Source organism: Micromonospora sp. WMMD998 (assembly GCF_029581235.1).
Lineage (GTDB): Bacteria > Actinomycetota > Actinomycetes > Mycobacteriales > Micromonosporaceae > Micromonospora.
In genome coordinates this window covers 2,622,480-2,648,093 of sequence record NZ_CP120740.1, presented here as the reverse complement: position 1 = coordinate 2,648,093, position 25,614 = coordinate 2,622,480, and the positions used below count along the sequence as shown (strand labels likewise).

Genomic DNA, 25,614 nt, shown 5'->3' with positions numbered 1-25,614 from the left:
TGAACCGGTTAAGCCGGACCTTAGGCAGCATCTGGCCACACGTCAAGGTTGACCGGCCCCCGGCGGGGTATCCCGGGACGATCCACCCGGAAGGAGAGGCGACATGGTCAACGTCGGCTACACCCTGATGTGCGAGCAGGCCGGCCCGAAGGACCTGGTCGACCACGCCGTGCGCGCCGAGGCGGCCGGTTTCGACCATCTGGTCATGTCCGACCACTACTACCCGTGGTTGGAGTCGCAGGGCCACTCCCCGTACGCCTGGTCGGTGCTCGGCGCGGTCGCGCACGCGACCAGCCGGCCCGAACTGCTCTCGTTCGTCACCTGCCCGATCCGGCGCTACCACCCGGCGGTGGTGGCGCAGAAGGCCAGCACCATCGGCGTGCTCTCGGACGGGCGGTTCACGCTCGGTCTCGGCGCCGGGGAGAACCTGAACGAGCACGTGGTGGGCGGGTGGCCGCACGTGCAGCAGCGGCACGAGATGTTCGAGGAGGCGCTCCAGATCATCAGGCCGCTGCTCAACGGCGAGACGCTGACGTTCTCCGGTAACCACTTCGACGTGCCCGACGCCTACGTCTGGGACCGCCCGGAGCGCCCGGTGCCGATGGCGGTGGCCGCGTCCGGCCGGCAGTCGGCCACGCTCGCCGCCGAGTACGCCGACGCCATGATCGCCACCGACCCGCTGTCCCACCTGATCGACATGTACGAGGAGGCCGGCGGCGTGGGCCGACCCCGCTACGGCCAGGTGGCCATCTGCTACGGGCCGGATGAGGAGGAGTGCCGCAAGATCGTGCACGACCAGTTCCGCTGGTTCGGGATGGGCTGGAAGGTCAACGCCGACCTGCCGAACCCGGACGCGTTCGCGGCGGCCACCCAGTTCGTCCGCGAGGAGGACGTGGCCGAGGGCATCTCCTGCGGCCCGGACACCGACCGGCACGTCGAGGCGTTCAAGAAGTTCGTCGACGCCGGCTTCACCCACGTGGCGCTGGTCCAGGTGGGCGGCGACAGTCAGCCGATGTTCATCGACTGGGCCCGGGAGGAACTGCTGCCCCGACTGCGCGAGCTGTGACGCCGCGCGTTTCGGGAACCGGCCGCGCCACCGCTGGGGCGGCAACAGAATGAGCCCATGAACCTGCTGACCGTGCTGCCGCTGGCGTTCGTGATGGTCGCCGGGCCGCAACTGGTCAGCGCGGTCTTCCTGGCCGCCAGCCGCGACCCGCGCCGCAGTTCGGTGGCCTACCTGGCGGGCGCCGCGCTGGGGGTGCTCATTCCGCTGACCGTCTGGTACGGCGTGTTCCGGGCGGTCCGGCACAGCGCCGGCAACGGCGCGAAGGACAGCGGCAGCCGGCACCTGATCGACTGGATCGTGCTGGTGCTGCTGCTCGTACTCATGGTGATCACGTTCCTGAGGCGCGAGCGGAACCAGCCGCCGGGCTGGATGCGCAGGTTGGAGGATCCGCGGCCCGCGTTCGCGTTCGGTCTCGGCGTGGTGCTCTTCCTCGCCATGCCCAGCGACGAGGTCACCATGGCGTCGGTCGCCGGCAGCCTGGCCGGTCACGACCGGCCGTGGTGGCACCTGCTGCCGTTCCTGGTGCTCACCGTGCTGCTGCTGGCACTGCCGCTGCTCGCGCTGGTGCTGCTCGGCGCCCGCGCGGAGCGGCTGCTGCCGAAGGTCCGCGACTGGTCCAACGCGCACTCGTGGATCATCAGCGAGGCGGTGATCCTGATCTTCGTGGCGATCGTGCTGTCCGACCTGGTTTAGGGGCCGAGGTCCAGCTCGGCCAGGACCGGGTAGTGGTCGGAGGCGGCGTCGGCCCCGCCGTCGCGGACCACCCGCACCGCGCGGACCCGGTCGGCGAGCGCCGGGGTGGCGAGCAGGTAGTCCAGGCGCATCCCGGCGAACTCCGCGCCGCCGTGCCGGGTCGGCACGGTCAACCCGCCGGGCTCGTCGCCGCCGGAGCGCGGCCAGAGGTCGACCAGGCCGCCGTCGAGCAGCCGGGCCACCGCGCGGGTGTCCACGGTACGGCCGTCGCGGCGCAGGTGCCGGCGCCGGTAGCCGGGGGCGAGCCCGGCCAGCCGGTCGGTGTGCTCGACGCCCGGGTCCAGCGTGTTCAGGTCCCCGACGAGCAGGGCCAGCTCTCCCCCGGTGCGCCGCACCGCCGCCGCCAGCCAGTCCGCCTCCATCCGCCGCCGCCCACCGGAGTACGGGTTGAGGTGGGTGCTGAACACGGTCAGCGGCCCGGCCCCGGTGGCCACCTCGACCCGGGCGGCGGCGTGGTGGAACGGCCGGCGCACCCGCCCGGCGCGTAGCACCCGCAGCGGCGGGCGGACCAGCACCGCCACCGGCTGGCCGAACCAGGACCGGGCCACGTACGGCGCCATTCCGGCCCGCTCCGCCAGCCCGCCGAGGGTGCGGTCCAGCCCGCGCAGCTCCTGAAGCGCCAGCACGTCGGGGCGCTGCGCGGCGATGACCGAGACGATCCGGTCCCGGCGGTCGGTGCCGTCGCGGTCCCGCCCGCCGGTGCGGATGTTCCAGGTCATCACCCGCAGCATCGGGGTCAGTCCGCCCGGCCGGCCTTGGCCAGCTCGTCGTCCAGCTCGTCCACCTGCTCGGATTCGATCGCCGGCTGGTTGCCCCGCTCAACGTCGGCGTTCGGCCGGATCACCCACCACAGCAGCGACAGCCAGAGCGCGCCGAGGATGATCGCGCCCATGAAGTCGGTCGGGTGGTGCATGCCCCGGTACATCCGGGAGGTCGCCACGCCGACCGGCATGATCACGGCCATCGCCACAAACAGCCACCGCCACCACCTGTCGGTGCGGGGGAACACGATGATCGCCATCGCGGCCCAGAGGCAGATGGTCGCCGCGATGTGCCCGGACGGGAACGACGAGGTGGGCATCTGCCCGTCCAGGTTCTCTACCGGCGGGCGGGGTCGCTCCACCACCCGCGCGCTGGACAGGAAGAGGCTCAGCTCGCCGAACATCGCCAGCACCACGAACAGCACCGGCCGCCAGCGACGCCACACGGCCAGCACGATCGGGCAGAACACCAGCGAGACCAGCAGGATGGCGTGGGTGTCGCCGAACTTGCTCCACCACCAGCTCAGATCCGTGAGCGCGTCGGTGTGCCGGGCGGCGAACCAGCGGGGCACCTCGGTGTCGAGCCAGTCGAAGACGGTGCCCTTGGCGTGGTAGCTGACGTACATGCCGAAGGCGTAGAGCGCGCCGAAGACGATCACCCAGCCGACCAGCAGCTCGGCCACCGCGGACCGGGGGTGCTCCAGCACCTTCTCCTCGGCCGGGGCGGGGGCGATCTCCGCGCCCGCCTCCGGCTCCAGGCCCTCGGTCAGCGGCGGCACCGGCCGGCCGCGCTCGCGTCGCCACAGCCGGAAGGCGTACGCGGTGACGCCCAGCCAGGCCGCGCCGAGCAGCCAGCCGCCGAGCACGTCGGAGACGAAGTGCACGCCCAGCGCGATCCGGGTCAGCCCGACCAGGAAGACGAGCACGGCGGCGATGGCGATGGCCGGTTTGCGCCAGCGCGGCGCCATGGCCGGCAGGAACACCAGCAGCAGCGCCCCGTACGCGACGAACGAGCCGAGCGCGTGGCCGCTGGGGAAGCTGTTGCCGGGCGCGCTCGCGACCGGCACGTCCACCACCGGACGCAGCCGCCCGACGAGCGCCTTGAGCGACGGGTCGAGGATCAGCCCGCCCACACCGGTGATGATCAGGTAGACCGCCAGCCGGGGCTGGCGACGGATCAGCAGGCCCACCACGGCGATGGTGACCAGCCAGATCAGCACCGGTCGGCCGCCCAGGTCGGTGATCGCCTGGAGCACCGTGACCAGCGGGTGGTGCGGCGCCACGAGGTTGTTGAACCACTCGGCCGCCTCGTGGTCGGCGTGCTGGAGCGGGCTCCACCGGAACCGGACGAGCATGAGCAGCACGCCGAACGCCACGCCCGCCCCGGCCACCGCGAGCAGCCCGACCAGGCTCCGCTCCGCGAAGTGGCCGAGCGGCCGGCGACCCGACTCCCTGACCTCGGTCACACCGCACCTCCCTCGTTCTTCTGCGAGGCGCGGTGTACCCGATCGGTGGGTTTCGTACACGCCGTGCCGGCGCGGCGTCAGAGCGCGGTCATGTCGCCGGTGTCGAACAGTTCCTTGCGCTGCGCGTCCGGCTCCCACAGGTCGGGCTGGGCCGGCTCCTCCACCCCGATCCGCATCGCCTCCAACTGGGCGGCGAAGGCCAGCCCGCCGAAGAGCGCCATCCCGGTGAGGTTGGCCCAGAGCAGCAACGCCATCATGCCGGTCAACGCGCCGTAGGTCTGGCCGAAACCGCCGCTGTACTTCACGTACGCGGCGAGCAGCAGGCTGGCCACCCACCAGATGGCGATGGCGATGCCGGCGCCGAAGAAGAGCCAGGACAGGCTGGGCTGCCGGCGTCGAGGGGTGTGCCGGAACAGCGCGGCGACGGCGAGCACGGTCAGGCCGAGGCTGAGCGGCCAGCGGACCACGTCCCAGATCACGGTGGCGACGACACCCCATTCGTAGTGCCGGCGGACCGAGTCGCCCACCGCGCCGCCGCCGACGAGGATCAGGAACCCGATCAGCGCGGGCACGCCGGCGACCACGGCGAGCACCGCGGCGCGCACGTACTTGGGGAACGCCGGGCGGTCCCGCTCGACGCCGTAGATCCGGTTGGCGCCGCGTTCGATCTGCGCCATCGTGGTGGTCAGCGCCACCAGGCCGGTGATCAGACCGAGGGTCAGCGCCAGCTCGCCGGCGTCCTCGGTGCGGTCCGAGTCGGACAGCAGCTCCTGCACCATGGACTGGCTCTGCCCGGGCGTGATCGCCAGCACCGTGTCGGCCACGACCTTGCCGCCCTCGTCCGCCCCGAGGTCGGTGATCAGGCCGGTGAGCGCGATCAGGAACGGCACCACGGCCAGGCAGAGCTGGAGCGCCAGGGCCCGGGAGTGGCTGAAGCCGTCGCCGTAGCGGAACCGGATGAAGGCGTCCCGCAGCAGGCACCAGCCCCCGTGCCGGCGCAGCGTGTGCCAGGCGTCGTCGGCGGAGAGCTGGTCGGAGCTCATCAGCCGGGTCTCGGGGACGAGCTTGGTGCTACTCACGGCGCGCCTCCTCGACCAGGTGCTCGCCGCGCTCGCCGACCGCCTCGGCGTCCTCGGCCAGGTCGGGGTGGTCCTCGGGTTGCGGGACGCAGAGCCAGAGCGACTCGGGCCGGATGGTGGCGCTGAGCGAGCGGCCCGGCTCGATCAGGTCGCCGTCGAGCTGGCGGGGCTGGGCCCGGTTGCTGGCGATCTCGACGGTGCGGGCCCGGAACACCTCCATCCGGGGCACGCTGCCGCGGCGACGCATCACCGCCCAGCCCATGGCCACCCAGTGCCCGAGCCGGCGCGGGGTCAGCACCGCCACGTCGAGCCAGCCGTCGTCGGGCTCGGCGTCGGTGAGCAGGCGTACCCCGCCCTGGAGGCGGCCGACGTTGGCGACCAGGACCGAGCGGGCGCGGCGGCGCAGCGGCGGCCCGCCGTCGATCCGCACCGAGACCCGCATCGGCCGGTCCCGCAGGTGACGGGCGGCGCCGACCAGGTAGGCCGGCCAGCCGATGCGCTTCTTGGTGGTCTCGGAGGTGGAGTCGAGCATCTGGGCGTCGAAGCCCATCCCGGCCATCACCGCGAAGCACTGGTCGCCGACCACGCCCACGTCGAGCCGGCGCATCCCGCGCTCGACGGCGACCTGGAGCCCGGCGGCGAGGTCGCCGGAGAGGCCGAGGTTGGCGGCGAGCAGGTTGCCGGTGCCCTGGGGCAGCACGGCCAGTGCCACGTCGGTGCCGGCGAGCGCGGTGACGCAGGCCATCACGGTGCCGTCGCCGCCGCAGGCGAAGACCACCTCGGCCCCGGCCCGGACGGCCTCCTCGGCCTGGCCCCGACCCGGGTCCTCGACCGTGGTCTCGTGCCAGGTCGGGGCCGGCCAGCCGGCGGCGTCGAGCGCGCCGTCCACCGTCCGCCGGAACTCGTCCAGGTCGGCCACCTTCACCGGGTTGACCACCACGGCGGAGCGCGGGGTCGGGTTCTCCGCGGTCACCGGGCGCTTGTCGTCTGCACCGTCCACGGCGTCAGTGTGCAGGACGTCGGGCGCGGCGGCGACCCGGCGGGCGGGGTCGTTGCGAGGACCGCAATCAGGTTTGGAATCGTCGCCGGCGTCAGGCCGCCTCGCGCAGCGCCGCCTCGACCCGCAGCCGCAGGTCGTCGAGGTCGGCGCCGGCCTCGGTGAGCACCTGCGCGGCCAGGCCGTCGCCCTCCCGCAGCAGCCCGAGCAGGATGTGCTCGGTGCCGATGTGCCGGTGGTGCAGCCGCAGCGCCTCGCGCAGCGACAGTTCCAGCACCTTTCTGGCCCGGGGTGAGAACCGGCCGCTGCCGTGCCGGCGCCGCCACCACCGGCGTGGGCGCGGCGCCGCCTCGCGCAGCGCGTCCGGGCCGAAGGACTCCTCGATCCGGGCCACGATCGCGGCGAGGTCGATGCCGATCTCGCGCAGCGCCGCCGCGTCCGCCGCGCCGAGCCCGTCGACGCCCTGCGCGGTGTGCCGGGCCACCGCCGCGCGCAGGGTGTCGGCCTGGATGCCACCGGCGCTGAGCAGCCGGACCGCCAGGTTGTCGCGGTCGGCCAGCACGCCGAGCAGGAGGTGCTCGGTGCCGACCGGACGCCGGCCCTCGGTCCGGGCCTCGTCGACCGCGTGGTGCACCACGGCCCGGGCCCGGTCGGTGAATCGTTCCAACATCATGCCTCCCAGCTCTCGCGTACCGCCGGCCGCCCGGCGTGCTTCTTGTGGACCGCCTGCCGGCTGACCTCGAGCGCGTCGGCGATCTCCTGCCAGGACCAGCCCTGTCGCCGGGCGTTGTCCACCTGGACCACCTCGAGCCGTTCGAGCAGCCGGCGCAGGGCGAGGACCGCGCGCAGGCCGACCTTCGGGTCGGTGCTGCCGGCCGCCGCCGCGAGTTCCGTCGCTTGACTCATGCCGTCAATGTAGGTTGACACTCGGCTCCTGTCAACCCTGGTTGACAGAAGACACGCCGTCGCCAGTCCCCCGCCCGCCACCACCCGGTGTTACGTTCCGTAGGTGTTCCGTCGCCGTCCGCTGGACCAGCCGGTCGGGGCCGCGCGCCGGCTCACCGCCGGCCGGCTCACCCTGGAGATCGCCGGGGGCAGCGTGGTCGGGCACCACTACCCGGAGAACTACGATGTGCTGCACGTCGACGAGACACTGCCGCTGGCCGTGGTCTGCGACGGCATGGGCGAGGGCGAGGGCAGCCGGGTGGCCGGGGCGACCGCGACCGCGACCTTCGTCGAACAGGTCCGCGCCGCCTGGCCGACCGTCGACGCCGCCGGGCTGCGGGCCGCCACCACCGTGACCCAGACCCGGGTGCGCCGTGCCGGCGCGGCGCTTGTCGGGCTGACCGGGTGCACGCTCACCGCGCTCGTGGTCGAGCCGGACGGCGGCCAGGGCTGGCTGGTGCAGATCGGCGACTCGCGGGCCTACCGGCTGCGCGACGGGCTGCTGGAGCTGGTCACGGTCGACCACACGATGGCCTGGCTCGGCGTGCTGCACGGCTGGTGGCCGGTCGGCTCGCCGGAGGCGGTCCGGGCCCGCTACCAACTGCTGCGCTACGTCGGCCACCCGGACCGGCCCGATCCGGACCTGCTCGCCGTGCCGCTGCGGCGCGGCGACACCTGGCTGCTCTGCACCGACGGGGTGAGCGACCAGCTCGGTTACCACCGGCTGCGGGACCTGCTCGCCGTCCGGCGGGACCCGACCCGCACCGCCCAGGCCCTCCTCGACGCCAGCCTCGACGCCGGCGGCGACGACAACGCCACCGCCGTGGTGCTGCGCGTCCACCCCACCCTGCCCGCCCCGCGCTGAGCATCCCGACCCCCGCCGAATCCGGCGACCCGGTCCGGCCGACCCGACCACCCGTCTACCGTGGGGGAAAGCGCGGTCGGGAGGTGAGCCGCAATGGCCGCACCCGGCCACGGCGCGGTGGTCGTCGGCGTGGGCCCGTCGACGGAGGCCCTCACGGTGGTCCGCACGGCCGCCGGCGAGGCCGCCGCGCACGACCGGCCGCTGCACCTGCTGCACGCGTTCAACTGGGCCGCGACCTCCGGCCCCGCCCCGGCCGGCGGCACCCGCACCGACGCGGAGAACCTGCTCGAACAGGCCCGCCAGATCGCCGCCGCCGCCGCGCCGGAGGTGCCGGTCAGCGGCGAGATCGTGGAGGGCTCACCGGTCGAGGCGCTGCTGCGGGCCGCCGACGTCGCGTTCCTGGTCGCGCTCGGCGACGGCGGCATGGCCACCTGCCCGGCCTGCGTACCGGCCGACGCGCCGGCCGTCGAACTGGCCGCCCGGGCCGGCTGCCCGGTCCTGATCGGCCGGACCGAACCGGCCCCGCCCGGTCCGCTGCTCGTCGGCTACGACGGCTCGCCGGGCTCCCACGGCACCCTCGGCTACGCCTTCGACTGCGCCGAACGCCGGGGCGCCCGGCTGCTCGCCGTCCGGGTGGTCGAGCCGGACCGCGACGACGACGGCGACGGCGTACTCGAAGAGGCGGTCAACCGCCACGCCGCCCGACACCCTCAGGTGGCCGCGAGCTGCGAGACCGTTCGTGGCGACCCCCGGGCCGTCCTGCTCGACCGGTCCCGCTCGGCGCAGCTCACCTTCGTCGGCGCTCGGGGCGACGGGCCGGTGCGGTCCAGCCTGGGTGAGGTGAGCCAGTCCCTGCTCTACCACGCGCCGGCCCCGCTGATCGTGGTACGCGGGCTCGACCCGGACGCCCGGGACGGGTCATGACGCCCACCCGGCCCGGGACCTACGGCCCTGACCGGCGCCACCGGGCACGGGAGAGATTGGACGTGTCGGGGACGGCAGACGCCTCCCCGAGTGGCAGACGACCCCGAGCCACGAGAGGGTAAGGCAGCATGGAGACCGCGCTGGACCTGCACAGCCCCCTGACCGACGACGACCTGCGCCGGCTGGACGCCTACTGGCGGGCGGCGAACTACCTGACCGTCGGGCAGATCTACCTGCTCGACAACCCGCTGCTCCGCGAGCCGCTGCGGCCCGAGCACATCAAGCCGCGGCTGCTGGGCCACTGGGGCACCAGCCCGGGACTCAACCTGCTCTACGCGCACCTCAACCGCGTCATCGTCGACCGGGACCTGTCCGCGATCTTCATCACCGGCCCGGGCCACGGCGGCCCCGCGCTCGTCGCCAACACCTGGTTGGAGGGCACCTACAGCGAGCTCCACCACCACATCCCCCGGGACGAGTCCGGCATGCAGCGGCTGTTCCGCCAGTTCTCCTTCCCCGGCGGCATCCCCAGCCACGTGGCGCCGGAGGTGCCGGGTTCGATCCACGAGGGCGGCGAGCTGGGGTACGCGCTGAGCCACGCCTACGGCGCCGCGTTCGACAACCCCGACCTGCTGGTCGCCTGCGTGATCGGCGACGGCGAGGCGGAGACCGGCCCGCTCGCCGGAAGCTGGCTGTCGAATGTGTTCCTCAACCCGGCCCGGGACGGGGCGGTGCTGCCGATCCTGCACCTCAACGGCTACAAGATCGCCAATCCGACCGTGCTGGACCGGATCCCCGCCGAGGACCTGCTGGACCTGATGCGCGGCTACGGCTATCAGCCGTACGTGGTCGAGGGCGACGACCCGACGGCCGTGCACCACCTGCTCGCCGCGACCCTCGACCGGGCGGTCGACGAGATCGCCGAGATCCAGCGCCGGGCCCGCTCCGGCGGCGACGTCGAGCGCCCCCGCTGGCCGATGATCGTGCTGCGTACGCCGAAGGGCTGGACCGGGCCGGCGGACGTCGACGGCAAGCAGGTCGAGGGGACCTTCCGCGCCCACCAGGTGCCCATCGCCGAGGTACGCGACAACCCGGCGCACCTGGCCGAGTTGGAGCGCTGGCTGCGCAGCTACCGGCCGGAGGAGTTGTTCGACGCCACCGGCGGCCCGGTGGCCGAGCTGGCCGCGCTGCCCCCGACCGGCGACCGCCGGATGAGCGCCAACCCGATCGCCAACGGCGGCAAGCTGCTGCGCGAGCTGGACCTGCCGGACTTCCGCGACTACGGGGTCGACGTCGAGGAGCCCGGCGGCACGGTGGCCGGCGCGACCGGCGCGCTCGGACCCTGGGTCCGCGACGTGATCACCCGTAACCCGGAGACGTTCCGCCTGTTCGGCCCGGACGAGGTCGCCTCCAACCGGCTCGGCGCCGCGTTCGAGGTCACCGACCGCGCGTTCGTCGGCCGCCGGCAACCCGGCGACGACCACCTCTCCCCCGACGGCCGGGTGATGGAGGTGCTCTCCGAACACCTCTGCGAGGGCTGGCTGGAGGGCTACCTGCTGACCGGCCGGCACGGACTCTTCACCAGCTACGAGGCGTTCATCCACATCGTCGACTCGATGGTCAACCAGCACGCCAAGTGGCTCAAGGTGACCCGGCACATCCCCTGGCGGGAGCCGATCGCCTCGCTGAACTACCTGCTCTCCAGCCACGTCTGGCGACAGGACCACAACGGCTTCTCGCACCAGGACCCGGGCTTCATCGACCACGTGGCCAACAAGAAGGCCGAAGTGGTGCGGGTCTACCTGCCGCCGGACGCCAACACGCTGCTCTCCACCATGGACCACTGCCTGCGCAGCCGGCACTACATCAACGTGGTGGTGGCCGGGAAGCAACCCGCGCCGAACTGGCTGACCATGGACGAGGCGATCCAACACTGCCGCCGTGGCCTGGGCATCTGGGACTGGGCGAGCACCGACGACGGCGCCGAGCCGGACGTGGTGCTCGCCTGCGCCGGCGACGTGCCGACGCTGGAGACCCTCGCGGCGGCCGACCTGCTGCGCCAGCACCTGCCCGACCTGAAGGTGCGGGTGGTGAACGTGGTCGACCTGATGCGCCTGCAACCGCCCTCGGAACACCCGCACGGCCTGCCGGACAACGAGTTCGACACGATCTTCACCCGCGACAAGCCGGTCATCTTCGCCTACCACGGCTACCCGTGGCTGATCCACCGGCTCACCTACCGCCGGACCAACCACGAGAACCTGCACGTGCGCGGCTACAAGGAGGAGGGCACCACCACCACGCCGTTCGACATGGTGATGCTCAACGACCTGGACCGCTTCCACCTGGTCATCGACACCATCGACCGGGTGCCCGGGCTGCGGTCACGCGCCGCCCACCTGCGCCAGGAGATGGTGGACACCCGCCAGGCCTGCCGCGACCACACCCGCGAGTACGGCGAGGACGACCCTCGGGTCGTCGAGTGGCGCTGGATCCGCGAAACCAACCCCGCTGTCAGGAGTGGCGAATGAGTGCGAACGAGGAGATCCTGGTCGGCTACGACGGCTCCGCCGACGCTGCGGTGGCCCTGCGCTGGGCGCTGGACGAGGCCGACCGCTCGGGCCGGCCGGTGCGGCTGGCGTACGTCTTCGAGTGGTTGACCGTGGCCGGCTGGATCGGTCCCGGCGTGGCCCCGGGGATCTGGCCGGACGAGCACGCCCGGGTGCAGGTGGAGGAGCTGGTCCGCAAGGCGGCGGCGGACGCCGCCGCCGAGCGGCCCGGCGTCACCGTGCACGGCGAGGTGTTCGACGGCCCGCCCGCGCTGGTGCTCCAGGAACGCTCGGCCGAGGCGGCGATGCTGGTGCTCGGCAGCCGGGGGCACGGCGGTTTCGGCGGCCTGCTCGCCGGTTCCACCGCGGTCTCCGTCACCGCGCACGCCCACTGCCCGGTGGTGGTGGTCCGGGACGGCCAGGTCGCCACGTCCGGGCCGGTGGTGGTCGGCACGGACGGTTCCGAGCCGGCGCTGCGGGCGCTCGGCTTCGCCGTCGAGCGGGCCGCCCAGCGGGACGTGCCGCTGCGGGTGCTGCGGGCCTGGGACCCCCCGCGCGACAGGTGGGCGTCGCCGGGCTTCGACCCGGAGGAGAGCACCGGGATCGAGCGGGCCGCCGTCGAGGCGGAGCTGGCCCCGTGGCGGGAGACGTTCCCCGACGTGCCGGTGGAGATCACGGCGGTTCCCGGCAGCGCGGCGTCGCTGCTGGTGGAGGCGAGCCGGTCGGCGCATCTCGTGGTGGTCGGCAGCCGCGGCCGGGGCGGCCTGCGGGGCATGCTGCTCGGCTCGGTGAGCCAGCAGCTCATCCAGCACGCCGCCTGCCCCGTCGCGGTCGTCCGGGAGTGAAGGAGGGGCCCCCTCTTAACGCCTTTGGTAGAGGAGGGGGCCCCTATTAACGCCCGGCGGGGCGCCCCGCCGGGCGCTCGGCGGGGCGGTCGGCCGGGTTGAGGGAGAAGAAGTCCTCCTCCTCCTGGGCCAGGTGCAGGCGCAGCACCGCGTCCAAGCCGTAGAGCGCCGCCAGCAGGTCGGGCACCTCCGGCGCGGGCAGCCGGCCGTCCAGGGTCGCCAGGTGCCCGCCGATCCGCTCCACCAGCCGGACGATCTCCACGTGCGCCCGGCTCATCGTCGAGGTCGCCTCGTCGCTGCCGAGCGGGCCGGCCAGCGCCGGGTAGAGCTGCCGTTCCTCCGCCTCCTCGTGCGGCAGCACCTCGTCGACCAGCCGGCGGTGCACGTCGCGCAGCGCCGGCCCGCACTCCGGCGCGTCCGGGCGGGTCGCCACCAGGTCCGCGGTGTCCCGCAGCCGGGCCAGCACGTCACGGACGCCGCCGTGCTCCCGCTCGTACCGGTCGAGCAGCTCCCGGGTGTGCGGGGGGATCGCACGCCGTCGCAGGCCGCCGCCGAGAGCGCGTAGCGCGTTGAGGATCACCAGCACGTCGATGCCCTCCTGGAGGAACGCGCCCGCCACCGGTGGCAGCCGGCCGGCGGCGGCCACCAGCATGGCCAGCACCGCCAGCCCCATCCCGACGGTGGCGCTCTGCACCGCGACGCGGCGGGCGTACCTGGCGATCTCGACGGCGTCGGCGAGCCGGTCCAGCCGGTCCACGGTGAGCACCGCGTCGGCCACGTCGGCGGAGGCGGTCGCCCCGGTGGCGCCCATCGCCACCCCGACGTGCGCCTCGGCCAGCGCCGGGGCGTCGTTCACCCCGTCGCCGACCATCACGGTCACCGCCCGCGCCGACTCCGCGCGTACCCGATCGGCCTTCTCCCGCGGCGAGCACCGCGCGATCACGTCGTCCACGCCGACGACCTGCGCCACCTGCCGGGCCGTGCCCGGCCGGTCGCCGGTCACCATGACCAGCCGGGTCAGCCCCGCCTCCCGCAACCGCCGCACCGTCCGCCGCGCGTCCGGGCGGACCGGGTCCTCCAGCAGGATCGCGCCGAGCGGCCCCCGCTCGTCGCTCACCCACACCGTGGACCGGCCGGACAGCTCGGCCCGCTCCCGCACCCGGTCCGCCCACGGCGGCGGCTCGCCGTCGAGCTGGCCGACCCGGACCGTCCGGCCGTCGACCCGGCCGGTCACCCCGCGTCCCGGTTCCTCGGTCACGCCGGTCGGGTCGGCCAGCGGCAGGCCCCGCTCGCGGGCCTGCCGGACCAGCGCGGCGGCCAGCACGTGCGGCGAGAGCTGCTCGACGGAGGCCGCCAACCGCAGCACCTCGTCCCGGTCGCCGCCGGGGGCCACCACCGTCTCCGCGGCCCGGGGCCGGCCGGCGGTGAGCGTGCCGGTCTTGTCCACCAGCAGGGTACGGGCGCGGCCGAGTTGCTCCAGCGACCCGCCGTCACGCACCAGCACCCCCCGGCGGGCGACCCGGGACAGCCCGGAGACCACCGCGATCGGGGTGGCCAGCAGCAGCGGGCACGGGGTGGCCACCACCAGCACCGCCACCGCCCGCACGAACTCGCCGGACAGCAGCCACGCCAGGGCCGCCAGCAGCAGCGTGAACGGCACGAAACCGGCCGCGTACCGGTCGGCGAGCCGCACCATCGGGGCCTTGCGCGCCGTCGCCTCCCCGGCCAGCCGGACGATGCCGGCGTACGTGCTCTCCGCCGCGTTGCGGCTGGCCCGCAACCCGAAACCGGCGCCGGCGTTGACCACGCCGCTTGCCACCTGCTCGCCGGCGGCGCGGCCGACCAGCCGCGACTCCCCGGTCACCACCGACTCGTCGAGCGTGGCCGCCTCCTCGACCGTGCCGTCCACCGGCACCACGTCACCGGGACCCACCACCAGCCGGTCGCCGGCGGCCACCCGGTCCAGCGGCACCACCTCGATCCCGCCGTCGGCGGTGCGCCGCCGGGCCTGCCGGGGCGCACGTTCCAACAGTGCCCGCAGGTCACGGGTGGCCCGGCGACGGGCGTACTCCTCGAGCGCCCGCCCGGTGGCGACCATCACCGCGATGACGGCGCCGGCCAGATACTCCCGCACCAGCAGCGCGCCGAGCAGGGCCAGTACGGCGATGACGTCCACCCCGAACTGCCGGCGCCACAGTTGACGCAGCACCGACCAGGCGGCCGGCGCCAGGGCGAACACGGTGACCGCGGCCCAGACCAGACCGGCCGCGCCCCGCGCCCCCGCGAACCACAGCGCCGCGCCGCCGAGCACGGCCAGCGTGAGCAGCGCCAGCGGGACCCACTCGGCCGGCACGGCCCGCCGGGCCCGGGCCGGCCGTTCGGGTACGCATTCGCGCGGTCCGGTTCCCATGTCCGGATCGTCTCAGTGCCGGCGCGGAGCAGGTAGGGCGAACGCGGGTAAACCGGGAGGTCGAAGGACCCGTGCGATCCGCCCGACCATGCCAGAGGATGGAGCGGTAACCCCACCCGGCGCGTCCCCGGCGTGGGGCACGATGGGGAGAAACAGGAAAGGTCGTGACGATGAGCCACGAGACGCCGACCACCGACCGCCCGCTGACCACCGCGCTCGCGGAGGCCGCCGGAATGGCCGGCCACGCGCCCTCGGTGCACAACACCCAGCCCTGGCACTGGACCGTCCTCCCCGACGCGCTGGAACTACGGGTCGTCCGGGAACGTCACCTCAGCGTCATGGACCCGGAGGGCCGGTTGCTGGTGGTGAGCTGCGGCGCCGCGCTGCACCACGCCCGGATGGCACTGGCCGCCGAGGGCTGGACCCCGGTGGTGGAACGCCTGCCCGACCCGCACCAGCCCGACCTGATGGCCCGGCTCACCGGGCTGCGCCACACCGGCGCCGACCCGGACGCCATGCGCCTGGTGCAGTGCATGCGGGTGCGGCACACCGACCGGCGGCCGGTGAGCGACGAGCAGGTCCCCACCGCCACGCTCGGCGACATCGACCGGGCCGCCACCCGCGAGGGGGTGAACCTGCAACTCCTCAACGACATGCAGAAGATCGAGCTGGCCGGCGCCGCCCAGCAGGCCGCCGTCGTCGAGGCGGACAGCCCGGAGCTGCGCGAGGAGCTGGCCTACTGGATCAACCGGACCGGCACCGGCACCGGCCTGCCGCCGGAGGTGCTGCCCGACCAGCCGGCGCAGACCACCGTGCCGGGCCGCGACTTCGGCCACCCCGGTTCGCTGCCGATCGGCCCCGGCCACGACAAGGCCGCCGTCTACGCCATTCTCTGGGGCTCCGAGGACGAGCCGATGAGCTGGCTGCGCGCCGGCGAGGCGCTCTCCGCCGCCTGGCTCGAAGCCACCCGGCACGGGGTGTCCCTGGTGCCGCTCTCCGGCGTGGTGGAGGTCGACGGCACCCGCGAGGTGCTGCGGCAGACGCTCGCCGGTCTCGGCCACCCCTACCTGAGCATGCGGCTCGGCCTGGCCGACCCGACGCAGGCCGGCCCGCCGCACACCCCGCGGCTGGACGCCGCGCAGACGGTCGACACCACGGCGGTACGCGACCACAGCTCCTGAGGGTCTCGTCGGCCCGCGCCACCGGGCGATAGCATCGCCCGGTGGCAGCCGCAGCGAACCCCCGGCACGAGCACGTCACGCCGTCACTCGGGCTGACCCCGCTGTCCCGGGTCCGCCTCGACGAGCTGTTGCAGGAGATGCTCGACCGGGTCGGCGAGGTGGTGACCAGCCGGGAACGGTTACGCGCGCTGCTCGACGCGGTCGTCGGCATCGGCTCCGACCTCGACCTGCGCAGCACGCTGCAACGGATCGTGCAGTCGGCGTGCGAGCTGGCCGGCGCCCGTTACGGCGCGCTCGGGGTGATCGGCCCCGACCGGATGCTGCACGACTTCATCGTCCACGGCATCGACCCCGAGCTGCACGCCCGCATCGGCGAGCTGCCGCACGGGCGGGGCGTGCTCGGCCTGCTCATCGACGAACCGAAGCCGCTGCGCATGCCGGACATCACCCGCCATCCCCGGTCGTACGGGTTCCCGCCGAACCACCCGCCGATGCACAGCTTCCTCGGCGTGCCGGTGCGCATCCGCGACCACGTGTGGGGCAACCTCTACCTGGCCGAGAAGCAGGGTGCCGCCGAGTTCACCGACGACGACGAGGAGATCGTGAGCGCGCTCGCCGCCGCGGCCGGTGTGGCGATCGAGAACGCCCGCCTCTACGCGCTCGCGCACCGGCGGGAGCGCTGGCTGGCCGCCGCCGCCGAGATCACCTCGGTGCTGCTGGGCGAGGTCCGCCGCACCGACGCGCTGTCGCTTGTCGCCCGCCGCGCCCGCGAGGTCGCCGAGGCGGAGTTGGCCCTGGTCCTGCTCTACGACGAGGACGAGGCGCAGTTCACCGTCGAGGTGGTCGACGGCGCCGACCCGGCCGCCCGGGAACTGGTCGGCGCGGTCCTGCCCGCCGCCGAGACCAGCTTCGCCGGATCGGCCACGGAACGCCGGCACGAGCAGGTCGACGACCTCGCCGGGGCGGCGCCGTGGCCCCGCCCGGTGATCGCCGGACCGGCCGTGGTGTCCCCGCTCGCCGCGGCCGACACGCTGCACGGCGTACTCGTGATCGCGCACCGGCCCGACCACGGCCCCGCCGCCGACGACGACCTCGCCCTGCTCGCCAGCTTCGCCGGCCAGGCGGCGCTGGCCATGGAACGCGCCCGCGGGCAGGAGGAACGGGAGCTGCTGGTGGTCCTGGAGGACCGCGAGCGGATCGCCCGCGACCTGCACGACGTGGTGATCCAGCGGCTCTTCGCCACCGGCCTGCAACTGCAGAGCGGCGCGATGAACGCCCGGCCCGAGGCGGCCAAGCGGATCAACCAGGCGGTCGACGACCTGGACGCCACCATCCGCGACATCCGGCGCACCATCTTCGAGCTGCGCACCCCGATGAGCGCGGCGCTGCGCACCGAGATCCGGGAGGCGGTCGAGGCCGCCGCCGAGTCGCTGGGTCACCGGCCCGACCTGGAACTGGTCGGCCCGGTCGACAGCGCCGTCCCGGACGAGCTGCGCCCCGAGCTGGTCGCCGTGCTGCGCGAGGCGCTGTCCAACGCGGTACGCCACGCACACGCCGACCGGGTGGCGGTGCGGGTGAGGGTCGACGGCGGCCGGGTCGACGTCACGGTCACCGACGACGGGGTCGGCTGCGGCCCGGAGGCGGCCCGCAGCGGCCTGGTCAACCTGCGTGAACGCGCCGAACGGCTCGGCGGCGAATTCACCCTGCGCCGGGTCGAGCCGCACGGCACCGAGCTGCGCTGGAGCGTCCCGCTCGCCTGAGGTCAGTGGGTCTTGCCGAGCAGCCGGGTGGCCAGCACCGCCGCCTGGGTCCGCCGTTCCAGGCCCAGCTTCGCCAGCACGCTTGAGACGTAGTTCTTCACCGTCTTCTCCGCCAGGAACATCTTGCCGGCGATCTCGCGGTTGGTGAGCCCCTCGGCGACGTACTCCAGGATCCGCCGCTCCTGCTCGGTGAGCGACTTCAGCTCCCGCGGCTGCTCCACCCCGCTGCGGATGCGCTCCAACACCCGGGTGGTGATCGCCGGGTCGAGCAGCGACTGCCCGGCCGCCACCCGGCGCACCGCGTCCACCAGATCGGTGCCACGGATCTGCTTCAGCACGTAGCCGGCGGCACCCGCCATGATCGCCGCGAACAGCGCCTCGTCGTCCTCGTAGGAGGTGAGGATCAACCCCTTGATCGACGAGTCCACGGCGCGGACGTCCCGGCAGACGTCGATGCCGTTGCCGTCGGGCAGCCGGGCGTCGAGGATCGCCACGTCGGGGCGGAGCGCGGGAATCCGCCGCGCCGCCTCCTGGGCCAGGCCGGACTCGCCGACCACCTCGATGTCGCCGCTGCTGGTCAGCAGGTCGGCCAGGCCACGACGGACGACCTCGTGGTCGTCGAGCAGGAACACGCGGATCATCAGTCCTTTCTACCGTCCCCCCGGCGCTCCCGCACGGGCCGAAGGTCCCGTCCGGCCCGCCCCACCGGGACGGTCGGCCCCACCCAGGTGGGGACCTCCGGCCCTGCTCAGGGCGCGTCGCGGTGACGCACCGTGGGGGTGGATCCAGCGGAGGGAGCACGACCATGGGATACACCGTCCGGCAGCTGCGGGCCGCGGGGGCCGACGCGGTACGCGCCCCGTCGCTGCACAACACCCAGCCGTGGCGGTTCCGGCTGCGCGACGGCGGCATCGAGGTCGCCGTCGACCCGCGGCGCGCCCTGCCGGCCACCGACCCGACCGGCTGGGGCGCGCGGATCGCCTGCGGGGCGGCGCTGTTCAACCTGCGGCTGGCGCTCGCCGTGGCGGGCACCCCGGCCACGGTCCGGCTGCGCCCCTACCCGGCCGACCCGGACGTGGTGGCCCGGCTCGAACCCGACGTGCCGCGCCGGCCCACCCCGACCGAGCAGAGCCTGCACGGGGCGATCGCCCGCCGGTTCAGCAACCGCGCGCCGTTCTGGCCCGACCCGGTGCCGGCCGAGGCCCGCTGGCGGCTCGGCGAGGCGGCCCGGGCCGAGACGTGCTGGCTGGAACTGGTCATCGGCACCAGCGCGGTCAACGCGCTCGCCGAGGTCGCCCGCAGCGCCCACCGGGTCCTCGAACGCGACCCCGCGTACGTGGCCGAGCGGGTCGACTGGATGCGCTCCGAGCCCGCCCCCGACGGGGTGCCCGCCGCCGCCGGCGGACCGCAGAGCGAACCGCAGGACCTGCTGCCGCAGCGCGGCTTCGGCGCTCGCCACCGCGCCCCCGGCCGGGACTTCGAACCGGAGCCGCTCGTCGCCGTCCTCGGCACCCCCGGCAACACCGCCACCGACCAGGTCGTCGCCGGGCAGGCGCTGCAACGGGTGCTGCTCACCGCCACCGACGCCGGGCTCGGCGCGTCGCTGCTCTCCCAACCGATCGAGGTGCCGGCGGCGCGGGAGGCGCTGCGGCTGTCCCTGGGCCGGTTCGGCACCCCGCAGATGGTGATGCGGATCGGCTACGGGCAGCCGGGATGCGCCACCCCGCGCCGCCCGGTCGACGAGGTGCTCGACCTGCCGGTCGTGCCGGCCTGACCGCCGCCACCCGCCGACCGCGGTTCGTGCCGGCCCGACCGCTGCCCACCGGCCTCCGCGCTGCCGGCCCGGCCCTCGCCGCACCCCGCCGGTCAGGCCGGCAGGGTGGCCAGCAGCGCGGCCTCCCGTTCCGGGGCCAGGCCCACCGCGGCCCGCGCCGGCCGTCCCGCCCGCGCCGGCACACGACCCACCTCGCGCAACCACCGCCAGGTGTCGGCGACCGTCTCGGCGACCGGCCGGCAGACCAGACCCGCCGCGTACGCCCGCTCCACGTCCCGCTCCTGCAACCAGCGGTATTCGTGCCCGCGCGGGATCCACACCGGCAGGTCGTTCCACGGCTCCACCCCGGCGGCCAGGATCGGCTCCGGCTCCGTCCAGCACAGCGTCGCGTCCGACCCGGTCGCCGCCACCACCGCGTCGAGCAGCTCACCCATCGTCGTGTGCCCGGTGCGACTGACCACGTTGTACGCCCCGCCGACGCCCTCGGCGCCCCGGTCCAGCAGCCAGCTCGCCAGGTCGCGGACGTCGACGTACTGCACCGGGAGGTCGCGCGGGCCCGGCGCCAGCACCGCACCGCCCCGGGCGATCCGGTGCAGCCACCACGGCAGCCGGCCGATGTCCTCCCCCGGCCCGAGGATCAGACCGGCCCGCGCCAGCAACGCCCGGTCGCCGAACACCTCCACCACGGCCCGCTCCCCACCGGCCTTGTTGCTCGCGTAGTCGCCGTCGTCCGCGTCCGGCTCCGCGGCGACGGTCCGCGCTTCCTCCCCGCTGCCCGGGTCGACCGGCGGCGCGTACACCGAGCCGCTGGAGACGTAGACGTAGTGCAGGGCCGCGTCGGCGAGCGCCCGCGCCGCGTCCCGTACCGCCCGGGGCGCGCCGTCCCAGGTGTCCACCACCAGATCCCACTCGCCGCCGACGAGCGCGGCCAGCCCGCCGGGCGCGTCGCGGTCACCCCGCAACCGGTGTACGCCGGCCGGCGCCTCCCCGTGCATCCCCCGGTTGAACACGGTGACCGACCAGTCGCGGCGCGCCGCCTCGGCCACCACCGCCCCACCGACGAAACCCGTGCCGCCCAGCATCAACAGTCGCATGGACCCACCCTGCCCGGCAGCCTGGAACCGGGGCACCCCGTTTCACAGTGAGCGGATCTGCCAACGGCAGAATGATCCACCCGGCTCGGCGCGGTGGCGGCCGTGGAGTGCGGGTGGAACGGTGTGGGTGTCTCCGGCGCGTTGAGACACCCCTGGCGTTCCAGTCGTGGCCCAGGCAGAGCACGGGTGGAACGGTGTGGGTGTCTCCAGCGCGTTGAGACACCCCTGACGTTCCAGTCGCGGCCCAGGCAGAGCACGGGTGGAACGGTGTGGGTGTCTCCGGCGTTCCCATTGTGGGCTTGGGTGTCTGACGGCGTGCGGGATGCGGTCGCCGTGCGCGGGTGGGTGGGGTGTCCGGTTCGGGGGTGGTGGGTGGCACTCCGACGGTGGAATCGTCGCCGGGGTGGGGGCGTTGTAACCCGGTGAACGACCGAGGAAGGCCCGCGCCGACACCATGCCGCGCGTTCGACCCGCCCCTGGGAATGACGGTGGGTAGCCGGTCGTTACACCCTTCACCCCGGCACCGCGTTGAGGCCCCGCCCCGCGAAGCCGCCGGACCCCCCCGAAAAGCTTTGAGCGCCTGACGGTGCTTGCACACGCGCCCAGCCTTCCCCCGTGGTGCGTGGTGTCGACCCCCGGAATGGAGCCCCCTGATGAACACGATCCTGCGTAAGAGCGTCCTGGGTATCGCCGGTCTGGCGTTCACCGGTGGTGTGTTCGCCGGTCCGATCGCCGCCCACGCCGACACCGCCCACGCCGCCACGGCGGGTAAGCCGGTCGCCGTGCAGGCCGAAGGTAAGCAGTCGAGCATCACGCTCAACGGTGAGCAGACGGCCAACGTCAAGGCGATCATCGCCGCGACGAAGAAGGCCGGCCTGCCCGAGCGGGCCGCGGTCATCTCCATCGCCACGAGCTTGCAGGAGTCGAAGCTGGAGAACCTGGGTCACCTCGGCGACTCCAACGACCACGACTCCCTCGGTCTGTTCCAGCAGCGCCCCTCCTCCGGCTGGGGCACCCCGGAGCAGATCACCGACCCCGAATACTCCACCCTGGCGTTCCTCAAGGGCCTGAAGCAGGTCGACGGCTGGCAGGACATGCCGCTGACGAAGGCCGCGCAGACCGTGCAGGTGTCCGCGTACCCCGACGCCTACGCGCAGTGGGAGAACCAGGCCACCGACCTCGTCGCCAAGTACTGGAACAGCTGACACACACGAAGGCCGGCACCCCCGAACCACGGAGGTGCCGGCCTTCGGCGCGTACCCGATCAGGCCGGCGGCAGGATGAACGTCCACGTGGTGGTGGTCGTGCTCGCCGCGGCGCCGACTGCGGCCAGTCCGCCGTAGCTGCCCACCGGAACGCTGCTCGCCGCGTCGGCGAGCAGGCCGGTCACCCGGCCGCCGCCGGTCTGCGAACTGTTGCTGCGGACCGCGACCCCGGCCGGCGGGGTGAGGGTGGTGGTGGCGGCGTCGCCGTGCAGCCAGTACGACACGGCCCAGCTCTGCGGGGTGGTCACCGGCGCGTACGGGGTGGTCCGGATGGCGGCGCTGGCCGGGTCGGTGGCCCGGGCGAACACCGGTGGGCCCGGCGCGACCCCCCGGTACGCGGCCACCATGAGGTTGCCCTTCGCCTGGCTGTCCAGAGTCACCCGTACCGCCGTGCCCGCGTCCTGCGCGGTCGCGGTCTTCCACCAGGCGGTGGTGGTGGCGTAGCCCCCGTCGAGTCGGTCGAGGCGGTTCCAGCCGGTCACCCCGGTCGGCTCACCGGTGCCGGTGTGGGTGTTCTGGCCGAGCAGGAGCAGCAGTGTGTCCCCGGGCTGCACGGCGGGCGGGACGGTCACCGTGTGGCTGGTCCAGTTGGCGTTCGCGGTGGCCTGCCCGACGAAGGAGATCCGCTCCGGCACCGGCGCGACGGTGACGTCCACGGTCACGGTGCCGGCGGCGCCCCGATCGTCGGTGACCGTCAGCGTGACCGGATAGGTGCCGGCCGCCGCGTACGTGTGGGAGGTGGTCGGCACGGACACGGTGCCGGTGCTGGACCCGTCGCCGAAGTCCCACAGGTGGTCCTGGACCGCGCCGTCGGCGTCGGTCGAGCCGGCCCCGGAGAACGTGCACACCAGACCGGAGCAGGACGGCGTCAGGTCCGCCACCGGCGGCTGGTTCGCCGGGCCGCCCGAGCCCTTGAGGATCTTCACGTAGTCGATGTCACCGGCGAAGTAGTCGCAGGTCACCTTCGTACCGTCGCACTGGCTCTTGCCGCCGATGGAGAGTGGCCAGGAGTTGGCGATGGTGCTGGTCGGCCCGTTGAGCCGGCTGGTCCGCACGCCGTCGACGTACATCTCCACGTAGGCGGCGGTGCGGTTGCACGTCACCGTGTGCCACTGGCCGTCGGCGATCGGCACGTCGGTGTAACCGGTCCGGGAGGCGCCGTCACCGCCGCGGAACAGGCACTTCGGCCGGCCGCCCGGCGCCTCCAACTTCCAGTAGCCGCCGGCGGTGTTGCCCTGTCCCTTCTGGAGGATGTTGCCGAAGGAGTACGTGGTCCGGTAGCGGATGGTCACCGAGAAGTCCCCGGCGTCCGGGTTGAAGTCGGTGCTGTGCGGCACCAGATTCACGTGGTCCGGCACGTACTCCTGGTCGGTGGGAAGGTGGGTGGCGAAGCGGTGGCCGGTCGCCCCGGCGTAGATCGCGCCGGTGACCACCTCGCCGCCGACGGTCCCGTGCCGGCCGCTGCCGCTGCTGTCCTTCAGGAGGGTCGACGACGCCGGCTCGTCCATGCTCCAGAAGGCCATGGTCCGCGTCGCGGTGGCCTGCGTGGGCGCGGCCCCCACCGTCACCCCGACCGCCGCGACGATGGTCGCCACGCCAAGCCGGGCGGCGTTCCGCCGCCATCTTCCCTGCCCAATGGTCCGCATGTGACCGCCTCCCTGCGCATCGGGCCTCACCCTGACATGCGCCGGACCTGGGCTCCATAATCCGCTCGGAGGATGCCGACCAGGCTGTCGGCGCGATGGGCGACCGATGTGGCCGGCACCGACCGGCCGGTGGGAGAGGCACGCCGATCAAACCGGCGGCGGAGGATGATCCTTCGGTGGGCGATACTGGGTTTGAACCAGTGACCTCTTCCGTGTCAAGGAAGCGCGCTCCCACTGCGCCAATCGCCCGGGGCAGTTCGCGAGCGGACGACGGGATTCGAACCCGCGACCCTCACCTTGGCAAGGTGATGCGCTACCAGCTGCGCTACGTCCGCGTCGTCGCCGGCTCGCGCCGGCGACGGGGGGAACTCTACCCGACGCCCGGACCCACCCGCGGCAGCCCCCCGAGCGACGGCGATTGCGCTGCTCGCCACCGGGGTACTGAGCGACACGACAGCACAACCATCCCCCTGAAGGAGGCTGTCGTGGGTATCGGTACGAGCATCTTCCTGATCGCGGTCGGCGCGATCCTCACGTTCGCGCTGAACGCCACCGTCGGCGGCGTCGACCTCGACATCGTCGGTTGGATTTTGATGGCGGCCGGCGTGGTCGGCCTGATCCTGACGCTGGTCTGGAGCCGGCGCCGCCAGGTGGTCACCACCACCGCCGAGCAGCCGGTGGAATATCGCCGGGTGGAGGAGCGGCGGGACGTCAACCCGCCGATGTGATCCGCGGGGGGCCGACGGAGCTGATCGGTCCCCGACCTGGTCCGGACGGGGGCGCCCAGCGGCGCCCCCGTCCGCGTACCCGGGTCAGCCTCGCATCAGCTCGTTCAGCGTGCCGTGGTCGAGCCCATCGGCGAGCGTCTCGTACGTCCCGGCGCCGAGCGCCTCCGCCGCCGCCCGGCCGGCGGTCGCGTACGCGGACGCGGCGACCCTCGAACCGAGACTGATCCGGGCCACCCCGAGCCGCGCCAGCTCGGCCACCGGCGGCGCCCCCGGCCCGACGAGCACGTTCAGCGGCGCCGGGATCGCCGACACCAGCGCCGCCACGGTCTCCGGGTCGACCGTCCCCGGCACGAAGATGCCGTCCGCGCCGGCGGCCAGGTATGCCTCGGCCCGGGCGACCGTCTCCGGCACCCCGCCCGCGCCACTCAGGAACGTGTCGACCCGCGCGTTGAGGTACAGCGGAATGTCGGCGCGGTCGGCGGCGGACCGGACCGCCGCGAGCCGGGCGCACTGTTCGTCGACGTCGCGCAACGGCCCGTCCCCGTCGTGCCGCGCGTCCTCCACGTTCACGCCGACCGCGCCGGCCGCGAGCACCGCGGTCACGGTGTCGGCCACGTCGTCGGGGGTGTCGCCGAACCCGGATTCGATGTCGGCGGTGACCGGGAGGCGCACCGTCGCGGCGACCAGGCGGATCACGTCGACGGCGGTCTCCCGGGCGAGCGCGTCGCCGTCGGGCGCGCCGCGGCTCCAGGCCACACCGGCGCTGGTGGTGGCGACCGCGCGGGCGCCGGCGGCGGCCACGATCCGGGCGCTCGCCGCGTCCCAGGCGTTGACCAGGACCAGCGGCTCGCCGGGCAGGTGCAGGCTACGGAATTGCTGGGCTCGGATGCGCTGTTCGTTCACCCGGCCAGTCTCGGGCATGCGGGGCGCTCGCGGTGTCCCCGACCCCGGGACGACGAGAAAGGCCGTGTCGAATGATCGACACGGCCTTTCCGCTGGTGGGCGATACTGGGTTTGAACCAGTGACCTCTTCCGTGTCAAGGAAGCGCGCTCCCACTGCGCCAATCGCCCTCGTCAACTGCCGAGGTGGAGACGGGATTTGAACCCGTGTACACGGCTTTGCAGGCCGTTGCCTCGCCTCTCGGCCACTCCACCGAGGTTGCCCCCGACGTGCGTGGCGGCATCTCCGAGCGGACGACGGGATTCGAACCCGCGACCCTCACCTTGGCAAGGTGATGCGCTACCAGCTGCGCTACGTCCGCACGCCCCCGGCGTTTCCCGGTGACGGATGAGAACTTTAGCCGAGCGGAGGAAGGCTTGCCAAATCGGATCCCCCTTCGGGCGCGTTCGAGGTGAACGGTACGCACTCCTCCGAGCTTCCTAGGAGCCTGGGCGGGATGGTTGGCCGGGCGATCACAGGCCCGTCCACCTGCGAATCTAGCCGGGGGGCCGAGTGTCCGGCATCCGACTGTCTCACCCTCGACAGGCCGGTCTGGTAACTCCTCG

Annotated in this window: 22 protein-coding genes and 5 tRNA genes; 11 read left to right on the top strand and 16 right to left on the bottom strand. The window is 73.8% G+C overall.

All coding sequences use genetic code 11. The features are described from left to right. Positions 1-103 precede the first annotated feature (103 nt). Both O7619_RS12515 and O7619_RS12510 read left to right on the top strand, forming a co-directional pair. Positions 104-1,066 (top strand): TIGR03557 family F420-dependent LLM class oxidoreductase, encoded by a 963-nt coding sequence (locus O7619_RS12515; RefSeq protein WP_282287813.1) that lies wholly within the window; start codon positions 104-106, stop codon positions 1,064-1,066. 57 nt (positions 1,067-1,123) lie between these two features. Next, positions 1,124-1,759, top strand: coding sequence for a GAP family protein (locus O7619_RS12510; protein WP_282287811.1), 636 nt, complete (start codon positions 1,124-1,126; stop codon positions 1,757-1,759). On the opposite strand, the gene O7619_RS12505 is transcribed toward O7619_RS12510, so the two are convergent. From O7619_RS12505 to O7619_RS12480, 6 genes are all read right to left on the bottom strand, one after another. Further along, the gene (locus O7619_RS12505; RefSeq protein ID WP_282287809.1) at positions 1,756-2,550 is read right to left on the bottom strand and encodes an endonuclease/exonuclease/phosphatase family protein; all 795 of its coding nucleotides are present in this window, start codon (positions 2,548-2,550) and stop codon (positions 1,756-1,758) included. The two genes, O7619_RS12510 and O7619_RS12505, sit on opposite strands and share 4 nt — an antisense overlap. Before the next feature lie 5 nt (positions 2,551-2,555). Further along, positions 2,556-4,046, bottom strand: coding sequence for a phosphatase PAP2 family protein (locus O7619_RS12500; protein ID WP_282287807.1), 1,491 nt, complete (start codon positions 4,044-4,046; stop codon positions 2,556-2,558). Positions 4,047-4,123: 77 nt separating this feature from the next. Beyond that, entirely contained in the window at positions 4,124-5,125 is a 1,002-nt protein-coding gene (locus O7619_RS12495) for a YihY/virulence factor BrkB family protein (protein ID WP_282287805.1), read from the bottom strand. Beyond that, complete coding sequence (locus tag O7619_RS12490; protein ID WP_282287803.1) at positions 5,118-6,125, bottom strand: diacylglycerol kinase family protein; 1,008 nt, start codon at positions 6,123-6,125, stop codon at positions 5,118-5,120. Before O7619_RS12490 ends, O7619_RS12495 begins: the two co-directional genes overlap by 8 nt. A gap of 91 nt (positions 6,126-6,216) precedes the next feature. Then, the gene (locus tag O7619_RS12485) at positions 6,217-6,795 is read right to left on the bottom strand and encodes a Clp protease N-terminal domain-containing protein (protein ID WP_282287801.1); all 579 of its coding nucleotides are present in this window, start codon (positions 6,793-6,795) and stop codon (positions 6,217-6,219) included. Then, positions 6,792-7,028, bottom strand: a complete 237-nt coding sequence (locus O7619_RS12480) for an HTH domain-containing protein (protein ID WP_107159391.1) — start codon at positions 7,026-7,028, stop codon at positions 6,792-6,794. Before O7619_RS12480 ends, O7619_RS12485 begins: the two co-directional genes overlap by 4 nt. A 103-nt stretch (positions 7,029-7,131) precedes the next feature. Between O7619_RS12480 and O7619_RS12475 the strand changes: the two genes are divergently transcribed. From O7619_RS12475 to O7619_RS12460, 4 genes are all read left to right on the top strand, one after another. After that, on the top strand, positions 7,132-7,932 hold the full coding sequence (locus tag O7619_RS12475) for a PP2C family serine/threonine-protein phosphatase (RefSeq protein ID WP_282287799.1): 801 nt from the start codon (positions 7,132-7,134) through the stop codon (positions 7,930-7,932). A gap of 93 nt (positions 7,933-8,025) precedes the next feature. Continuing rightward, positions 8,026-8,856 carry a universal stress protein gene (locus tag O7619_RS12470; protein WP_282287798.1) on the top strand — a complete coding sequence of 277 codons (831 nt, stop codon included), beginning with the start codon at positions 8,026-8,028 and terminating at the stop codon, positions 8,854-8,856. 128 nt (positions 8,857-8,984) lie between these two features. Then, positions 8,985-11,387, top strand: coding sequence for a phosphoketolase family protein (locus tag O7619_RS12465; protein WP_282287796.1), 2,403 nt, complete (start codon positions 8,985-8,987; stop codon positions 11,385-11,387). Next, positions 11,384-12,250 (top strand): universal stress protein, encoded by an 867-nt coding sequence (locus O7619_RS12460; protein ID WP_282287794.1) that lies wholly within the window; start codon positions 11,384-11,386, stop codon positions 12,248-12,250. Before O7619_RS12465 ends, O7619_RS12460 begins: the two co-directional genes overlap by 4 nt. Positions 12,251-12,296: 46 nt before the next feature. Here O7619_RS12460 and O7619_RS12450 read toward each other — a convergent pair whose 3' ends face one another. Next, positions 12,297-14,660 carry a heavy metal translocating P-type ATPase gene (locus O7619_RS12450; protein WP_348774362.1) on the bottom strand — a complete coding sequence of 788 codons (2,364 nt, stop codon included), beginning with the start codon at positions 14,658-14,660 and terminating at the stop codon, positions 12,297-12,299. Positions 14,661-14,830: 170 nt separating this feature from the next. Here O7619_RS12450 and O7619_RS12445 point away from each other — a divergent pair, with 170 nt between their 5' ends. Both O7619_RS12445 and O7619_RS12440 read left to right on the top strand, forming a co-directional pair. Continuing rightward, on the top strand, positions 14,831-15,841 hold the full coding sequence (locus O7619_RS12445; protein ID WP_282287792.1) for a nitroreductase: 1,011 nt from the start codon (positions 14,831-14,833) through the stop codon (positions 15,839-15,841). Positions 15,842-15,933: 92 nt separating this feature from the next. Continuing rightward, positions 15,934-17,601 (top strand): GAF domain-containing sensor histidine kinase, encoded by a 1,668-nt coding sequence (locus O7619_RS12440; RefSeq protein ID WP_282288800.1) that lies wholly within the window; start codon positions 15,934-15,936, stop codon positions 17,599-17,601. A 2-nt stretch (positions 17,602-17,603) separates the two neighbouring features. On the opposite strand, the gene O7619_RS12435 is transcribed toward O7619_RS12440, so the two are convergent. After that, positions 17,604-18,242, bottom strand: coding sequence for a response regulator transcription factor (locus O7619_RS12435; RefSeq protein WP_107159411.1), 639 nt, complete (start codon positions 18,240-18,242; stop codon positions 17,604-17,606). A 164-nt stretch (positions 18,243-18,406) separates the two neighbouring features. On the opposite strand from O7619_RS12435, the gene O7619_RS12430 reads away from it, so the two are divergent. Further along, on the top strand, positions 18,407-19,375 hold the full coding sequence (locus O7619_RS12430) for a nitroreductase family protein (RefSeq protein ID WP_282287791.1): 969 nt from the start codon (positions 18,407-18,409) through the stop codon (positions 19,373-19,375). A gap of 92 nt (positions 19,376-19,467) precedes the next feature. Here the strand turns inward: O7619_RS12430 and O7619_RS12425 are convergent, their stop codons facing one another. Then, entirely contained in the window at positions 19,468-20,469 is a 1,002-nt protein-coding gene (locus tag O7619_RS12425) for an NAD-dependent epimerase/dehydratase family protein (RefSeq protein ID WP_282287789.1), read from the bottom strand. Positions 20,470-21,122: 653 nt separating this feature from the next. Between O7619_RS12425 and O7619_RS12420 the strand changes: the two genes are divergently transcribed. Then, complete coding sequence (locus tag O7619_RS12420; protein ID WP_282287787.1) at positions 21,123-21,674, top strand: hypothetical protein; 552 nt, start codon at positions 21,123-21,125, stop codon at positions 21,672-21,674. 59 nt (positions 21,675-21,733) lie between these two features. Here O7619_RS12420 and O7619_RS12415 read toward each other — a convergent pair whose 3' ends face one another. From O7619_RS12415 to O7619_RS12405, 3 genes are all read right to left on the bottom strand, one after another. Further along, positions 21,734-23,329 (bottom strand): PKD domain-containing protein, encoded by a 1,596-nt coding sequence (locus tag O7619_RS12415; protein WP_282287786.1) that lies wholly within the window; start codon positions 23,327-23,329, stop codon positions 21,734-21,736. 228 nt (positions 23,330-23,557) lie between these two features. Then, positions 23,558-23,629 (bottom strand) — tRNA-Val (locus O7619_RS12410). A 13-nt stretch (positions 23,630-23,642) separates the two neighbouring features. Continuing rightward, a tRNA-Gly gene (locus tag O7619_RS12405) sits at positions 23,643-23,715 on the bottom strand. Positions 23,716-23,865: 150 nt separating this feature from the next. Between O7619_RS12405 and O7619_RS12400 the strand changes: the two genes are divergently transcribed. Further along, positions 23,866-24,108 carry a DUF6458 family protein gene (locus O7619_RS12400; protein WP_282287785.1) on the top strand — a complete coding sequence of 81 codons (243 nt, stop codon included), beginning with the start codon at positions 23,866-23,868 and terminating at the stop codon, positions 24,106-24,108. An 84-nt stretch (positions 24,109-24,192) separates the two neighbouring features. Here O7619_RS12400 and O7619_RS12395 read toward each other — a convergent pair whose 3' ends face one another. The 4 genes from O7619_RS12395 to O7619_RS12380 all read right to left on the bottom strand — a co-directional run bounded on the left by O7619_RS12395 (position 24,193) and on the right by O7619_RS12380 (position 25,370). After that, positions 24,193-25,011, bottom strand: coding sequence for an isocitrate lyase/phosphoenolpyruvate mutase family protein (locus tag O7619_RS12395; protein WP_282287784.1), 819 nt, complete (start codon positions 25,009-25,011; stop codon positions 24,193-24,195). Positions 25,012-25,104: 93 nt separating this feature from the next. Then, positions 25,105-25,179: transfer RNA gene (locus tag O7619_RS12390), tRNA-Val, on the bottom strand. A gap of 13 nt (positions 25,180-25,192) precedes the next feature. Further along, positions 25,193-25,263: transfer RNA gene (locus tag O7619_RS12385), tRNA-Cys, on the bottom strand. A gap of 34 nt (positions 25,264-25,297) precedes the next feature. After that, positions 25,298-25,370, bottom strand: a tRNA-Gly gene (locus O7619_RS12380). Between the last annotated feature and the right edge of the window lie 244 nt (positions 25,371-25,614).

Bases quoted from the DNA above. Each gene is read 5' to 3' on its own strand.
- O7619_RS12515 (WP_282287813.1), top strand. From the start codon at position 104: ATGGTCAACGTCGGCTACACCCTGATGTGCGAGCAGGCCGGCCCGAAG.
- O7619_RS12510 (WP_282287811.1), top strand. From the start codon at position 1,124: ATGAACCTGCTGACCGTGCTGCCGCTGGCGTTCGTGATGGTCGCCGGG.
- O7619_RS12505 (WP_282287809.1), bottom strand. From the start codon at position 2,550: ATGCTGCGGGTGATGACCTGGAACATCCGCACCGGCGGGCGGGACCGC.
- O7619_RS12485 (WP_282287801.1), bottom strand. From the start codon at position 6,795: ATGATGTTGGAACGATTCACCGACCGGGCCCGGGCCGTGGTGCACCAC.
- O7619_RS12480 (WP_107159391.1), bottom strand. From the start codon at position 7,028: ATGAGTCAAGCGACGGAACTCGCGGCGGCGGCCGGCAGCACCGACCCG.
- O7619_RS12470 (WP_282287798.1), top strand. From the start codon at position 8,026: ATGGCCGCACCCGGCCACGGCGCGGTGGTCGTCGGCGTGGGCCCGTCG.
- O7619_RS12465 (WP_282287796.1), top strand. From the start codon at position 8,985: ATGGAGACCGCGCTGGACCTGCACAGCCCCCTGACCGACGACGACCTG.
- O7619_RS12460 (WP_282287794.1), top strand. From the start codon at position 11,384: ATGAGTGCGAACGAGGAGATCCTGGTCGGCTACGACGGCTCCGCCGAC.
- O7619_RS12450 (WP_348774362.1), bottom strand. From the start codon at position 14,660: ATGGGAACCGGACCGCGCGAATGCGTACCCGAACGGCCGGCCCGGGCC.
- O7619_RS12445 (WP_282287792.1), top strand. From the start codon at position 14,831: ATGAGCCACGAGACGCCGACCACCGACCGCCCGCTGACCACCGCGCTC.
- O7619_RS12435 (WP_107159411.1), bottom strand. From the start codon at position 18,242: ATGATCCGCGTGTTCCTGCTCGACGACCACGAGGTCGTCCGTCGTGGC.
- O7619_RS12430 (WP_282287791.1), top strand. From the start codon at position 18,407: ATGGGATACACCGTCCGGCAGCTGCGGGCCGCGGGGGCCGACGCGGTA.
- O7619_RS12425 (WP_282287789.1), bottom strand. From the start codon at position 20,469: ATGCGACTGTTGATGCTGGGCGGCACGGGTTTCGTCGGTGGGGCGGTG.
- O7619_RS12420 (WP_282287787.1), top strand. From the start codon at position 21,123: ATGAACACGATCCTGCGTAAGAGCGTCCTGGGTATCGCCGGTCTGGCG.